Source organism: Streptomyces sp. NBC_00829, assembly GCF_045161795.1.
GTDB lineage: Bacteria > Actinomycetota > Actinomycetes > Streptomycetales > Streptomycetaceae > Streptomyces.
Map to the genome: position 1 here is coordinate 2,910,883 of NZ_CP108867.1, position 13,396 is coordinate 2,924,278.

General features: G+C 71.5%; 12 protein-coding genes. 3 read left to right on the plus strand and 9 right to left on the minus strand.

Annotated elements, in window-relative coordinates:
- Positions 1-39 precede the first annotated feature (39 nt).
- The gene (locus tag OG293_RS12250; RefSeq protein ID WP_405998832.1) at positions 40-1,653 is read left to right on the plus strand and encodes a glycoside hydrolase family 26 protein; all 1,614 of its coding nucleotides are present in this window, start codon (positions 40-42) and stop codon (positions 1,651-1,653) included.
- Here the strand turns inward: OG293_RS12250 and OG293_RS12255 are convergent.
- The 9 genes from OG293_RS12255 to OG293_RS12295 all read right to left on the minus strand — a co-directional run bounded on the left by OG293_RS12255 (position 1,650) and on the right by OG293_RS12295 (position 12,347).
- Complete coding sequence (locus OG293_RS12255) at positions 1,650-2,834, minus strand: GNAT family N-acetyltransferase (RefSeq protein WP_405998833.1); 1,185 nt, start codon at positions 2,832-2,834, stop codon at positions 1,650-1,652. The genes OG293_RS12250 and OG293_RS12255 overlap by 4 nt on opposite strands.
- Positions 2,834-3,505: a lipopolysaccharide biosynthesis protein gene (locus tag OG293_RS12260; protein ID WP_405998834.1), complete on the minus strand. Its 672-nt coding sequence runs from the start codon at positions 3,503-3,505 to the stop codon at positions 2,834-2,836. Before OG293_RS12260 ends, OG293_RS12255 begins: the two co-directional genes overlap by 1 nt.
- The gene (locus tag OG293_RS12265) at positions 3,502-4,707 is read right to left on the minus strand and encodes a glycosyltransferase (protein ID WP_405998835.1); all 1,206 of its coding nucleotides are present in this window, start codon (positions 4,705-4,707) and stop codon (positions 3,502-3,504) included. The genes OG293_RS12260 and OG293_RS12265 overlap by 4 nt, the downstream gene beginning before the upstream one ends.
- Positions 4,704-5,447 (minus strand): polysaccharide deacetylase family protein, encoded by a 744-nt coding sequence (locus OG293_RS12270; RefSeq protein ID WP_405998836.1) that lies wholly within the window; start codon positions 5,445-5,447, stop codon positions 4,704-4,706. The genes OG293_RS12265 and OG293_RS12270 overlap by 4 nt, the downstream gene beginning before the upstream one ends.
- Entirely contained in the window at positions 5,437-7,161 is a 1,725-nt protein-coding gene (murJ, locus tag OG293_RS12275) for a murein biosynthesis integral membrane protein MurJ (RefSeq protein ID WP_405998837.1), read from the minus strand. Before murJ ends, OG293_RS12270 begins: the two co-directional genes overlap by 11 nt.
- On the minus strand, positions 7,158-8,522 hold the full coding sequence (locus tag OG293_RS12280) for an O-antigen ligase family protein (protein WP_405998838.1): 1,365 nt from the start codon (positions 8,520-8,522) through the stop codon (positions 7,158-7,160). The genes murJ and OG293_RS12280 overlap by 4 nt, the downstream gene beginning before the upstream one ends.
- A 2-nt stretch (positions 8,523-8,524) precedes the next feature.
- Entirely contained in the window at positions 8,525-10,000 is a 1,476-nt protein-coding gene (locus tag OG293_RS12285; protein WP_405998839.1) for an exopolysaccharide biosynthesis polyprenyl glycosylphosphotransferase, read from the minus strand.
- Entirely contained in the window at positions 9,997-11,190 is a 1,194-nt protein-coding gene (locus tag OG293_RS12290; protein ID WP_405998840.1) for a glycosyltransferase, read from the minus strand. The genes OG293_RS12285 and OG293_RS12290 overlap by 4 nt, the downstream gene beginning before the upstream one ends.
- Before the next feature lie 62 nt (positions 11,191-11,252).
- Positions 11,253-12,347: a DUF3344 domain-containing protein gene (locus OG293_RS12295; RefSeq protein ID WP_405998841.1), complete on the minus strand. Its 1,095-nt coding sequence runs from the start codon at positions 12,345-12,347 to the stop codon at positions 11,253-11,255.
- 256 nt (positions 12,348-12,603) lie between these two features.
- On the opposite strand from OG293_RS12295, the gene OG293_RS12300 reads away from it, so the two are divergent.
- Positions 12,604-12,852, plus strand: a complete 249-nt coding sequence (locus tag OG293_RS12300; protein WP_405998842.1) for a chaplin — start codon at positions 12,604-12,606, stop codon at positions 12,850-12,852.
- A gap of 242 nt (positions 12,853-13,094) precedes the next feature.
- On the plus strand, positions 13,095-13,382 hold the full coding sequence (locus OG293_RS12305; protein ID WP_405998843.1) for a hypothetical protein: 288 nt from the start codon (positions 13,095-13,097) through the stop codon (positions 13,380-13,382).
- The last annotated feature ends 14 nt before the right edge of the window (positions 13,383-13,396 follow it).

Below are 13,396 nucleotides of genomic sequence, written 5' to 3' on the forward strand. Positions count from 1 at the left end.
GCACCATCAGTTCCCTTTCGACAGACCCAAGGAGAAGTCATGGCTCTACGGCACCGACTCACCGGCACCTGCATCGGGACGGTCGCCGCCGGTCTCCTTGTGTCCGGTGGCGTATTCGGAGAGAACTCGGCACACGCGATGCCGGCCGACGACGGATATCCCGTTCCGGCGGGAGTCGCGTCGATCCCCATGGGCGCGTATCTCGACTACGGCCCGGTCGGCATCCAGCGAATGGAACAGCTGTCGCGCTGGCTGGGCGGAGCGGAACTGAAGGTCGGTCACACGTATCTGCCGGGTGATCGCTGGGTCAACATCGAAGGCGGTCACAGCTTCCTCGACGCCTGGGCGGAGTGGCGGCAAGGCGCGGACGACCGGCTGTTCGTCCTCAACGTGCCCATGATGGAGCGGAACGAGAGCCGCCTCTCGGACCGGAGGGTCCGGCGGCTGCTGCGTGCGGGGGCCGCGGGCCAGTTCGATCACCACTTCCGGACTCTTGCCACGCGCCTCGTCGACCTGGGCGTACCGGACACGGTGATCGTCCTGGGCTGGGAGATGAATGGCGTCACGTACACGCATCGGTGCGGACCCGACCCGGAATCCTGGAAGACGTACTGGAAGCGCATCGTCACGGCCATGCGTTCCGTCCCGGGCCAGGAGTTCCGTTTCGATTTCGCCCCGAACCGCGGGAGGGACGCGATCCCCTGGACCGAGTGCTATCCGGGGGACGATGTCGTGGACATCATCGGGATGGACAGCTACGACCAGCCTCCCGGCGGGACGTTCGAAGACCAGGTGACGACTCCGTACGGACTACAGAAACAGGTCGAATTCGCGGCTGCTCACAACAAGGTGATCTCGTATCCGGAATGGGGACTCTTCCGGAACGGCGACAACCCCGAGTACATGCGGGGCATGCTCGACTGGATCGAACAGCACAAGCCGCTGTATCAGACCATCACAGACTACTGTCCGCACGGCGTTTGGCAGTGTGATGACAACCCCATGTCCTCGAAAGTCTTTCGGTCCAAGCTCCTTGCACAACCGACGCCGGTGGAGCCGACGCCGTCTCCGGTGACGCCGACGCCCGTCCCGACGCCGTCTGCGGTGACTCCGACACCAACGCCGGTCGAGCCGACGCCGTCTCCGGCCTCGCCGACGTCCACGATGACGCCGACGCCGACGCCGGTGGAGCCAACACCCGTCCCGACACCGACACCGTCTGCGGCCACGCCCACTCCAACGCCAACGCCGGTGGAGGCGACGCCGACACCGACACCGTCTCCGGCCACGCCGACGCCCACGCCAACGCCCACGCCGGTCGAGCCGACACCCGTCCCGACACCGACACCGTCTGCGGCCACGCCCACGCCGACACCGACACCGTCTCCGGCCACGCCGACACCGACACCGACACCCGTCGAGCCCGAGCCCGTGGAGTCGACACCGGTGCCCGCACCCGCCTCCTCCAAACCGCCCACCCCCAAGCCGGTCCCCCCCACGCCCACCCCCAAGCCGGTCCCCCCCACGCCCGGCCCGGAAATGAACAGCGACGAGTGGTGCGTCAAGCTGGACCTGGGTGCCTGGGTCAGTCAGTGGATCTCGCCGCAGAAGATCTGCGTGACGTTCCCCTGGCCGGTCAGCTGGCCCTTCTAGGAGGTGGACACAGCCCCGGGAGTGGACGCGACCTGACGACGTCCGGTCGCCCGCCAGTCGTTCAGCCGGGCGCGCCACTCCTGCGCGGCGGGGAACCGTGTGGTCACGGCCCCCGCCGCGCGGCCCCGCCAGCCCGCCTGCGCCGCGCGCAGCCGCAGCACGGGTTCAAGGGCGGACGGGGCCAGCAGCAGTCGCTGATTGGTGACGGTCTCCGGTCGCCAGTGGTTCTTGTACGGCTCCTCGCCCCGCAGCAGGCTCAGCACCCGCCGCCCCGTGCCCGCGGCGAGGTCCGCGTCGTGCCGGAGCAGCATGGTGGCGACATCGACCTTCTTCTCCCTCAGCTCCGGGTGGGCGCCATAGAGATAGCCACCGGTCAGATGACCCGAGTGCAGCGCCACATTGGCCGCCACCACCTCCCCGGCCAGCCGGAACTCGGTCAGCGCCGCATCCCCGTCCCGCACCATCCGACGGGTCGCCCGCACCAGATGCTCCGAGAAGCGTGGCCTCAGGTGCTCCACGGTGACCCCACGGCCCCGCCACTGAAGTTCGTGCAGCCGCAGCAGATGGCGGACGGCGTCGGGCACCTCCTGTTCCGGCACCGTGTAGTTCTCGATCTCCAGGGCGTCGATCTTGCGGAGCTTGGCCCGTACGCGCTGCGCCCGGCTCGTCGTCAGCCGCTTGACGAGGTCGTCCATCGGCGCGGCCGGGAGCTCCAGGCAGACCGAGTCCGCCAGTCGCCGCCGCGCGCCCGTCCATGCCTCGTACAGCCGCTCGGCCGCCGCGCCCGGACGCACCTCCCGCAGATCGATCACCGCCCGTCGGGCCGCGCGGTGCAGACCGCGCTCCAGGGCCGCCAGGGCGCATCCCGCGTGTTCGTCGTCGACGAGGATGTCGCTGAAGTCGCTGATGGTGCCGCCCATCTGGACCAGCAGCGGCATCGGCCGGTGCACGAGCATCAGCGGCGCGAGAGCGATCAGCCGCCCGCCGCGGCGTACGAGCACGAGACGGAGCAGACCGCCCGAGGCGTACGAGAGCCACCAGGAGTGCAGCCAGGCGTGGCTCTGGAAGGGGGTGGCGGTGGCGCACCGGCGGTGCAACTCGTCCCACTCCGGCTGGAGTTGGGCGAAGGTGCGCGCGTCGCGGCAGAGCCTGACGGTGACGACCGTCCGCTCGCCGGCCATCAGACCCGCTCCCGTTCACCGGAGGGTTCCGAGGCGTGCGCCGGTGCGGGCACGGCGGTCGTGCCGGACCACCGGGGGCGCCGCGGGCGTACGAGCAGGATCAGACCGCCGATCAGAACACCGGTGCTGCCGCCGACCGCCGCGCTGATGGGGACGGACGGCGAGACGGGCTGGGCCGGGGGGATCGCCTGGGAGAAGCTGAGGAGCTGAACGCCGGTGCTCTTGGCCACCTGATTGCTGCTCACGAACACGGCGTCGGCGACCGCGTTGGCGATGTCCGCCGCCTCGCTCGGCCGGTTCGACGTACCGGTGATCGCGATCATCGGCGAGTCCGGGGAGGTCTCCGTGCGCACCCTGGTGCGCAGGGTCCTCGCCGGCAGCCCGGCGGCCACCCGCGCGTACGAGATCGTGGAGTCGCTGGTCGCGATCCGTCCGTACGCCTGGGCGAAGCCGATGGCCGCCCCCGGCTGGGCGTCCTTGGCGGACACGGCGACGACATAACTGGTCGCCGCGTACTGGGGCGTGGCCAGCAGACCGTACGAGACGCCGCAGCCCGTGCCAAGGAGTACGCAGGCGGGCAGCGGCCACCAGGCAGGCGGAGGTGTGATCTTCCGCAGGAGTGCGCTGATCCGTCCGCGCGTTGCCGGCTCCTGCTCGGGCGATTCGGTCATGGGCGTGCTCTCTTGGTCGATGGAGTGGAGGTGGGGGCGAGGGCGTGCGCATAGACGTCCATGAGGCGTCGGCTGCTGCGCGCGATGTCGTAGTGGCCGACGGCCGGGGGCGGCAGATGGCGTCGGGTTCCGCCCGTTATCTGCCGTCGCAGGGCCGCCGTCAGTTCGTCCGGCCCGTCGCTGTGCCCGATGCGCCGGGCACCCGGCGCATGGCCGTGCGGCAGGTCGTCGATGGCGGGGCAGGCGCTGTGCAGGACGGGCAGCCCGGCGGCAAGCGCCTCGATCACGGCCAGGCCGAAGGCCTCTTCGCGGGAGGCGGAGACGAAGAGGTCCATCGCCGAGAGGAGCGCGGGGATGCCCGGCCGGTCCGTACCGCCGGCCGCCGGGACACCGTTCGCCCTCTCCGCGCCGCTCCCCGCCCGCCCGCCGCCGCCTGTTGCGTCGCACTCGCCCAGCAGCCGGATGCGGTCGCCGGCGCCCATCCGTGCGGCCAGCGTGCGCAGTGCCTCCCGCTCGGGTCCGTCGCCGGCCAGCAGGAGCCGGGCTCCGGGCACCGCGGCCACCGCCCTGACCAGCAGGTCGAAGCGTTTGCCGGGGACGAGCCGGCCCACTCCCCCCACCACGAAGGCGTCTGCGGGAAGGCCCAGTTGCGCGCGGGTGGCGAGCCGGACGTGTTGGTCGAAGCGGAAGCGCCGGGCATCGATGCCGTTGGGTACGACATGGATGCGCGCGGGCGGCACCCCCCAGTCGAGCAGCCGTCCGGCGACGGTGGCGGAGACCGCGACGGTCGCCGAGCCGAGCCGTTCGGTGGCCAGATACAGGGCCCGCGTGCCACGTGTCAGCGGCCGTCCCTCGATCTCGGCCTGCCCGAGCGAGTGCTCGGTGGCGACCGTGGCGCGGACACCCGCCAGGCGGGCCGCGATCCGTCCGTACACACAGGCGCGGTACAGATGGGTGTGGACGAGGTCGTACTTTTCCCCGCGCATCATCCGCGTCAGCCGCGGGAGCGCCACAAGGTCCCGGTTGCCGCGCATCCCGAGGTGCGTGACCCGGACCCCGTCCGCGCGCAGCCCGTCGGCGACCGCTCCGGGATTGGTCAGCGTCACCACGTCGCAGTCGACCGGCAGATGGCGCAGCAGCAGCCTCAGCTGCTGCTCGGCGCCGCCGACACCGAGGCCGGTGATGACGTGCAGGGCCTTCATCGGCCGAGGCGGTGCCGCAGCCGCTTCACCCGCAGACGCAGGTCCCGGTCGGCCTGGCTGATGTGCGTACGGGGCAGGGCATGGTCCCCCGCGAGCCGGCCCGGGACGATCGCGCAGCCGTAGCCGTAGCCCGCCTCGCGCACGGCCTCGACGGCCCGCGCGTCGATCACTCCGTACGGATAGCAGAAGCCGTCCGGGGCCCTGCCGGTGATCTCGGCGAGCAGCTCACGGCTGCCCCGGGTCTCCTGCCGCAGCTCGTCATCGCCGAGCCGTGTCAGGTGCTGGTGGTGGAGGCCGTGCGAGCCGATCTCCATCCCGGCCTCGGCGACGCGGCGGATGTCGTCCGCGCTCATCAGTGGTCTGCGCGGGCCTTCGGGGTCCCATTCGTTGCTGCCGCCGAGCCGCCCGGGCAGGACGAACGCGGTGGCCGTGCAGTCGTGGTGGCGCAGCACCGGCAGCGCCTCGTGGATGAAGTCGGTGTACCCGTCGTCGAAGCTCAGCCCGACCAGGCCGCGGGCCCGGCCGCTCGCGCGGGCCCGTAGGAGCGTGCCGACGTCGACGCCGGTGAGTCCGCGGCGGCGCAGCCAGGACAGGTGGAGATCGAGCCGGTCGCGGGCCACCGTGATGCCGTACGGGTCGTCCCCCGGATCGGCCACGGAGTGGTACATCAGGATCCACGGCCACCCGGCTCGTGCCGTGCCGGGTGCGGGGGCGCCGCGGGTCGCCGTGTCAGCGGACATGACGGAACCTCTGTTTGGTGAGTGCCAGCAGATGGATGACTTCGGGTGCTCGTAGTGCGAGTGCGGTGAGGACGAAGCAGGCGGGGACGAGCAGGACGCCGACGGCCGTGCTCAGCAGCGGGTCGGCCACCAGCGGGCCTGCAAGCACGCCCGCGGCGGCGGCCACCGCCGCCGCGAGGGCCAGCCGCCCGAGAGCGACGCTGATGGAGCGCACCTGGATGGAGACGATGCGGGAGCCGAGGCCGCTGAGGAGGAGCACCGCCGTGGTGCTGATGCCGGCGGCGTTGCCCGCGGCGATTCCGTACACACCCCATGTGCCGACGGCGGCCGCGCCCGCCGTCGTGGTGACGACGAGCCCGGCGGCCATGGCCGCGGCCGGGTACCAGGTGGGCCGTCCGGAGGAGAAGAACGGCCGGCCGAGCGCGCCGACGAGACTGTGGCCGAGCAGCCCGGTGGCGTAGACGCGCATCACGGTCGCGGTGGTCTCGGTGTCCTGGGCGTCGAAGGCGCCCCGCTCGAAGAGGACTTCGATGATCTGGGGGGCGTAGCCGAGGACGAGCGCGGTACCGAGGAGGACGACCGTCCCGGCGAGGGCGAGATCGTGCTCGACCCGGCGGCGGGCCCGCTCCCGGTCGCCGTCGGCCATGGCCTGCGCGACCACCGGGAAGGTCACCGTACAGATCATCAGGGAGAGCACCATCGGCATCTGCGCGACCTTCTGCGCGTAGTTCAGATGGGAGATCGCGCCGCCGGGCAGCGACGAGGCCAGGAAGCGCTCGACGAGGACCTGGGACTGTCTGCTGATCGTGAAGAGGATGACGGGGGCGAGGACGGCGGCTCCGAGCAGCGGCGTCGGGCGCCGCTCGGCCCGGCGGTTCATGCGCCGCGGCCGGACCCGGGTCACCTGCCGTACGAACGTGGGCAGCTGGGCCAGGACCATCAGCAGACCGCCGACGGCGACTCCGGCCGCCGCGGCCCGCACACCCCACAGGGAGTGCAGCACGAGAGTGGTGGCGATGATGCCGACGTTGTACGCGACGTAGACCCCGGCGGGCGGCAGAAAGCGGCCGTGCGCGCGCAGGGCGGCGCTGAAGTAGCCGGCGATGCCGAAGGTGAGGACGGTCACCGCGGTCAGCCGGGTGCAGTCCACGGCGAGTTGGGGGTCGGCGAAACCGGGCGCCAGGATCCGTACGACCAGCGGGGCGCCGAGCACCAGCAGCCCGGCCCCGCAGGCGAGCAGGGCGAACAGCCGCGGGAACGTGGCCGAGACCAGATCCCGTACCTCGTCCCGCGCGCTGCCCTCGGCCCGCCGCGCGAGGGCATGGCTGAAGGCGGGGACGAGGAGCAGGGCCATCGCGTCCTCGATGAGGAGCGTCGACGCCATCTCCGGCACGGTCCAGGCGATCAGGAAGGCGTCGCTGTCGACGCTCGCGCCGAAGATCTGGGCGATGGCCTGGTCGCGTACGAGCCCGAGCAGCGACCCGGCGACGGTGAGTGAGGCGGTGACGGCGGCGGCTCGGGCGAGGAAGCTGCCGAGCCTCGGTGGCCCGGATCCCGTGCCCGGGGATCCCACGGTGCCCGGCCGAAGGCCGGGGCGCGGGCCCGCTTCGGGGATGGGCGACGCCGAGTGCGGGGCGCCTGCTTCGGGGATGGGCGGGGCGGGGACACGGCCCGCCGCGGGCGTCGGGACGGGCGTCGGCGTCGTGTCGTTCACCCGGCCGTCGCCTCGTCCTGAACCACCAGGGCCCACCACGCGGCCAGCCCCAGCACGACCCCGGTGAGCACGGTCGAGGGCCCGCCGATGTCCGCGTAGAGGAAGTCGACCATCTGCCAGATCATCAGGCCGACCGCCGCGAGCCCGCAGTCGGCCGCCGTTCTGCGCGTCCGGTGCTCGCGCGCCAGTCGGCGTACGCCCCCGATGAGCACCGCCGCCCAGCTGCCGGCGAACGCCGTGAACCCGATCAGCCCCTGCTCGCTGAGAACCAGCAGATACATGTTGTGCGGCGACAGCAGCGGCTGCTTCTGGAAGGCCTGGCCCGCGCCGGCGGTGTCGCTGCCCGCGGAGAGTCCGATCGAGGCATGCCCGTCGCGGTGGGCGGGGAAGCCCTTGAGGCCGACACCGGTCGCGGGCTCCTCGCGCCACATGCTCGCCGCCGCGGCCCACATCGTGTACCGGTCGGTGACCGACTGGTCCGGGGCCTCGGCAACTTCGGTGATGCTGGTGAGCCGCTGGGAGATCATCTGGGATCCGATGCCCAGGCCCCCGACCAGGACGACACCGACGGCGGCCAGCACGGTGAGCGCGCGGACGGCCTGGCGCAGTCCGGTCAGCAGGATCACGGCGAGCGCGGCGGCGGCGGTGGCGATCCATGATCCGCGGCTGAAGGACAGTGCCAGCGGCACGACCAGCGCCGCGGCAGCCGCGAGTGCGCAGGGCCGCAGCCAGCCGGGTGCGCCCTCGGGTGTCCGCAGCGCGAGAGCGGTGGCCGCCAGGAGTCCGTACGCCACGACCGTGGCCATTCCCATGACGTCGCCGGGACCGAAGGTGCCGACGGCCCGGATGTTCGCGCCCATGTAGGACGCGCCGGTGCCGGTCGCGAACTGGTGGACGCCGACGGCGCCCTGGACCAGGGCGAGGGCGACGAGGCAGCCGGTCACAACGCGGAAGTCGCGGGCGTCGCGGATCACGAGTACGACCGCGACGGGCACCAGGACGAAGACCTGCAGATAGCGCACGAAACCGGGCAGGCCCGCCTGCGGATCGGCGGCGGTGACCGTGGCGACGGCGAAACCGATCGCCGGGATGCCCAGGACGACCGCGGCGGCCGGGGTCAGCGGCCGGGGTCTGCGGTGCAGCACGAGTCCCAGGCAGCACACCACCAGCAGGCCCGACGCCACGTCCGCGGGTGCGACGCCGCCTCCTTGGGCATTGCTCGCCGCGGGGAGCGGGGCCATGAGCAGCAGCACGGTCGCGATGAGCGGCAGCAGCGGCCACCGTTCGGCCGCCCACCGCCCGGTGCGGTGGTGCGGCACTTCGGACGCCGCGGGGGGTGCGGCGGTCCAGGTGACGGTCATGCTCAGCTGCCTCCGAGCCGGAACAGGGAACCGGCGGTGCGCGCGAGGATGCACACGTCCTGCCAGGGCGACCAGGTCTCGATGTAGTGGTTGTCGAAACGGGCCCGGTCCTCGATGGAGGTGTCGCCGCGCAGGCCGTTGACCTGGGCGAGTCCCGTGATACCGACGGGCATCCGGTGGCGGGCCCGGTAGCCGGGGTGGGCGTGGCTGAATTTGGCGACGAAGTAGGGGCGTTCGGGCCGCGGCCCGACGAGGCTCATGTCGCCCCGGAGCACGTTCCACAGCTGGGGCAGCTCGTCGAGGGAGCTGCGGCGCAGCAGGTTGCCGGTGAAGCTCATCCGCCGGTCGAGGGCGACGCTCCAGCGGGTGGCGGACTCGTGCGCGTCGGCGGGGCAGAGCGTTCGGAACTTCAGCAGGACGAACGGCCGTCCGTCCTGGCCGATGCGTTCCTGCCGGAAGATGACGCCGGGCCCGTCCGCGATCCGTACGGCGAGGGCGCAGAGCCCCATCACGGGCGCGGCGGCGATGAGGGCGAGTGCGGCGAGGAGGGCGTCCATGGCCCGTTTGACCGCGCGCGCCAGGGGCCGGTGGAGTCCGCTGCCGAGGGGCTGCACGGCGAATCCCCACAGATGGTCGGTGCCGGGCGCGCGGCGGGCGGTGAGCCCTTCCGCGGCGCCGCCGTCGACGAGCCAGAGACGGCAGCCGTGCTGGGCGAACAGACCGACGAGGGCGGCCGATTCGGGGGCGCACTCGGGCGGCCGGGTGAACACGGCGTGCCGTACGGAGTTCTGGATGATCGCGCGGCTGACGTCCTCCCGTGTGGCGAGGACGGGCAGCGGAACGGTGTCCGGCGGGGGACCTGCCGGACCGTCGTCGACCTGGCCGACCGGTCGCAGACCGTACTCCGCATGCTCGTAGAGCGCGGCGGTCAGCTTCTGGGCGAGCGGACCCCGACCGACGACGAGCGTCGACTGGGGTCTTCGTGCGGCCGAGGCGCGCCGCATCTCAAAGATGACGGCCCGTCCGCAGCAGCTGAGCAGCGCCTGCCCGGCAGCGGCGCAGGCCAGGACGGACCAGTCGGCCGCGAACCGTGCGTCGTAGGCGGCGAGCGCCTCCGCGGTGGCGTACCACTGGAGCAGGGCGAGGCCGAGCAGAGCGGGCAGCTCGGCCAGCGCGGAGGGGGACAGGCTGGGCCGGTAGAGGCCGCGGCAGGTGTGCAGAACCGGCAGGACGAGCGCGAGCAGTGCGCACGCCGGTGCCGGCCAGGGCAGTCGGGGCGCCAGCGCCACAGCGAGGACGGCGAGCGCGAGTGCGTCGGCGACGACGAGCCCGAGGACGGGTCCGCGCCGGCCGGCGTTGTACGGACCGACCGGCGCGGCCTTGCGGGCGGGGGACCGCCGCGGGGCGTGGATCGCCGGGGAAGGTCGGGTGGCTGTCGCGTGGGCGGTGTGGGGGGCTGGTGCACTCTCCGTGGTCATCGCTTGGTGTGCTTCCTCGTCATCGATCGGGGCGAGCTCGGCAGCTCCTGGTCCAGCAGCTCCCGGTAGAGGCCGCAGACGGCCGCCGTGGTCTGCTGCACGTCGCAGGTGGCCCGCGTGTGGATCTGGGCCTGACGGCCCAGGGATTCGCGTAGTTCTGGCCGCGTGAGCAGCGTGGTGAGCGCCACCGCGAGAGCCTCGGGGTCCTCGGGCGGCACGAGTGCGTGCGCTGCGTGGCCGGGCGGCAGGCTCTCTCTGGCCCCGCCGACGTCGGAGACGACCACGGGACGGCCCAGGGCCATCGCCTCCAGCGGGGCGAGAGCCATGCCTTCCCAGCGCGAGGGAAGTACGACGACATCCGCGGCGCGGAGCCACGGGCGGGTGTCCCTGCTCGCCCCGGCGAACAGCACGCCGGGCGGTGCGCCGCGCATCAGCCGCTCGCGGTCGGGTCCGTCCCCGACGAGCACCAGATGGGCTCCGGTCACCGTCGCGTTCACCCGCGTCCAGGCGCGCAGCAGGATGTCCTGGCCTTTCTGACGGCAGAGCCTGCCGACGCAGACCACCAGCGGGGCATCGGCGGGGAGGTGCCTCAGCTGCGGGAGGCCGGCCCGAGCGGTCCTGTGGGCCGGGTCGGGGTCGCCGAAGTGGCGCAGATCGATGCCGTTGCGGATCACGGTCCAGCGGGCGGCGATTCCGGCCCGCTCCCCCGCCAGGCGTTCGGTCTCGCTGACGCACAGGGTCCGGGTGCTCCAGCGGGTTCCGTACCGCTCCCATGACAGCGCGAGTTCGGCGGTGCGCCCCTCGACCGCGTCGAAGGACCAGGCGTGCGGCTGGAAGACGGTGGGCAGGCGCCCGCGTACGGCGAGCCGGCCGGCGAGTCCGGCCTTGGCGCTGTGCGCATGTACGACATGGGGGCTGCTGCCGCGGATCAGCCGGGCGGCGGTGAGTGTCTCGGTGACCAGCCGGGGGCCCGGGGCCCGGCCCGCGTGCCAGGTGTGCACCGTGGCCCCGGCCGCCGCGGCGTCGGATGCGAGCACCCCGCCGGGCGGGCAGGCCACGACCGCACGGAAACCTTCGGCGACCTGGGCCCGGACCAGGTCGGTGACGACGCGTGCGACTCCCCCTTCCACCGGCTGGACCAGGTGAAAAACCGTCAGTTGGCTCGTCTCAGTCCAACTTCTTTGCAGCACGTGCGGCTCTCTTCGTACGTGGACTGTAGATCTGGCTCGGGCGAGCAGAGCGCCGTCGGAATTCAGCGGCGAGAGTCTGCCTGCATGAAGAGAACGCCGAGAAAGTATCCATGACTTTCGGCGTTGAACCGGAAGTTCAACGCACTGGCGCCGGCGGCCAGGGCGGGCTTGATGTCGAATACGTCGGAGTCGTATCCGAGCGTATTGAGATAGGCGGGTTGCCGTCTCATGGCCAGGCCTCCCGCGGTGGAAATGGTCGAATTCATCACGTCGTCGGCCGGGTTGACGCGGCCGGCGAGGGCGAGGGCTGTGCTGTTCCCGGCCCGCACGCTCACCGCGTCGCCCTGGGCGGCACGGTCGCCGTCGTACGACACCACTCCCGCACTGCCGGACGCGTTCGCGGGAATGCTGAGGCCTTTCAGGGTGATTTCCTGGCTCTTGCGCTTCGCGTCGAGGGTCTCGAAGCCGTCCCATACGGAGAGGTGCCGCAGGGGCTCTTCGCTGTTCTCGTACGCGACGACCAGGGTCCAGCCGCCCCACGAGCCAACCTTCGAATGCCCCTTCGCCACATTGACCTGGGCCACGGTGTAGAGGCCGGAACCGCTCCGGCGCACCAGCGGAGTGACATCGGCCGAGGCCTGGAAGGCATCGGCGCCGTCGGCGTTGCGATGGGCCACGAGCGTGTCGGCGAGGACCGCCTTGTACCGCCCGCGGGGCTCGGCGATCAGAACGCGGCCGTTGTCCTTGGGCGGCTTCTGCTCGCCGACGCGCAGATTGCCGCCCCAGTACAGACGGGCGTAGCGCACCGTTGAGTTCTTGGGCAGGACGAGCTCGGCACGGCTGGAGTTGTAGGTGTTGGGGTCGTGGTCGACGTCGACGTAGAGCATGTCGAAGTCGCTGTTGGCTCCCGCCGCGCCGGCGCGTACGGCGGAACACGTTCCGGCCGAGGCGGTTTTGGGGGACAGACAGGTGATCGCGGAGTTGGCGGCGCGGATGATCCCGCCGCGGTGGACAGCCTGATAGCGCTGGTTGAAGGGAATACGGGGCGACTCCGTGCGTCCCTGGGCGGCTGTGGCCACAAGTGGAGCGGCCGAAAGCGCCAGGCAGAACACAACTCCCAGGGCGCCCCGCGCAGCGAAGCCCGTCGACTTCGACATGTCTGGCTCTCCATGTTCGATCAACGTGACAAAACAGGAGTGCACTTTGTCAGAAAGCTAGTTGGAAATCACGTCAGACTCGCTTGTACCGCCATCCGGATGATGCGGTGCAGCCCCTGTGAGTGCTCTCGGTACGGCCCTTCGGACCATCGCGCGAGGCGTTAGGGGAATGACCCGACGAGTGACCGCGCACATCCATTGGGCCAACGGCTCGTTAAGCGAGTGCTCCAACTTTCCAACCGAAAGGAAAAGGCTGATGAAGAGCTTCGTCAAGGCCGGTGCCATTGCCGCCGCGGGCGCTGCCGCGATGATGAGTGCCGCGGGTGCGGCCTCCGCTCACGACAACGGCGCGTCGGCCGAGGGTGTCGCCGCGCACTCCCCTGGCGCCCTGAGCGGCAACGCCGTTCAGGTGCCGGTCAGCGTCCCGATCAACCTCTGTGGGAACAGCGTGGACATCGTCGGACTGCTCAACCCGGCCTTCGGCAACGTCTGCGTGAACCACTGAACTTCGCGTTGACTCCGTTCCGGTGCGGGGCCCGTCCCCGAGCGACGGACCCCGCACCGGACATCTCATATGTTCTTCACAAAGGCCGCTGGAACCAAGAGCAGCCGATATCGGAACCTCCGCTTGTACGCGCGGGCGTGGCGTGGAGATACGCCCGAAACCAGGGGTTTCTCCTGCGCTCAGGTCTCGTTACCCATGTCGAAGACGGCGAGAAACGCCGCCGGAGAAAGGGATGCGAAGAGATGAAGTACTCAAGGGTTGCTGCGATCGTTGCCGGCTCCGTGGTCGCGCTGGGGGCGGCGTCTCCCGCGATGGCCGCGCCGACGGCCATGGCTCCCATGAGCCTCAACGGGGGCCTGACCGACGCCCTCGGCTCGGCGCCGCTCCTCAACGGCAACCAGAACGTGGTGGGCGAGGCCACCCGCACCGCGACCGATCTGAACAACGTCAGGGGCGACGCACCGGAGGCGGTTCTGAAGACGGCGACCGGACTCACGCCCATGCTCGAGGGCGTCGAGTTCGGCGGCTGAACAGTCGGACCCGG

Excerpts from the sequence above, each read along its gene's own strand:
- OG293_RS12280 (WP_405998838.1), bottom strand. The coding sequence starts at position 8,522 with ATGACCGTCACCTGGACCGCCGCACCCCCCGCGGCGTCCGAAGTGCCG.
- OG293_RS12250 (WP_405998832.1), top strand. The coding sequence starts at position 40 with ATGGCTCTACGGCACCGACTCACCGGCACCTGCATCGGGACGGTCGCC.
- OG293_RS12305 (WP_405998843.1), top strand. The coding sequence starts at position 13,095 with ATGAAGTACTCAAGGGTTGCTGCGATCGTTGCCGGCTCCGTGGTCGCG.
- OG293_RS12300 (WP_405998842.1), top strand. The coding sequence starts at position 12,604 with ATGAAGAGCTTCGTCAAGGCCGGTGCCATTGCCGCCGCGGGCGCTGCC.
- OG293_RS12265 (WP_405998835.1), bottom strand. The coding sequence starts at position 4,707 with ATGAAGGCCCTGCACGTCATCACCGGCCTCGGTGTCGGCGGCGCCGAG.
- OG293_RS12295 (WP_405998841.1), bottom strand. The coding sequence starts at position 12,347 with ATGTCGAAGTCGACGGGCTTCGCTGCGCGGGGCGCCCTGGGAGTTGTG.
- OG293_RS12260 (WP_405998834.1), bottom strand. The coding sequence starts at position 3,505 with ATGACCGAATCGCCCGAGCAGGAGCCGGCAACGCGCGGACGGATCAGC.
- OG293_RS12285 (WP_405998839.1), bottom strand. The coding sequence starts at position 10,000 with ATGACCACGGAGAGTGCACCAGCCCCCCACACCGCCCACGCGACAGCC.
- OG293_RS12255 (WP_405998833.1), bottom strand. The coding sequence starts at position 2,834 with ATGGCCGGCGAGCGGACGGTCGTCACCGTCAGGCTCTGCCGCGACGCG.
- OG293_RS12270 (WP_405998836.1), bottom strand. The coding sequence starts at position 5,447 with ATGTCCGCTGACACGGCGACCCGCGGCGCCCCCGCACCCGGCACGGCA.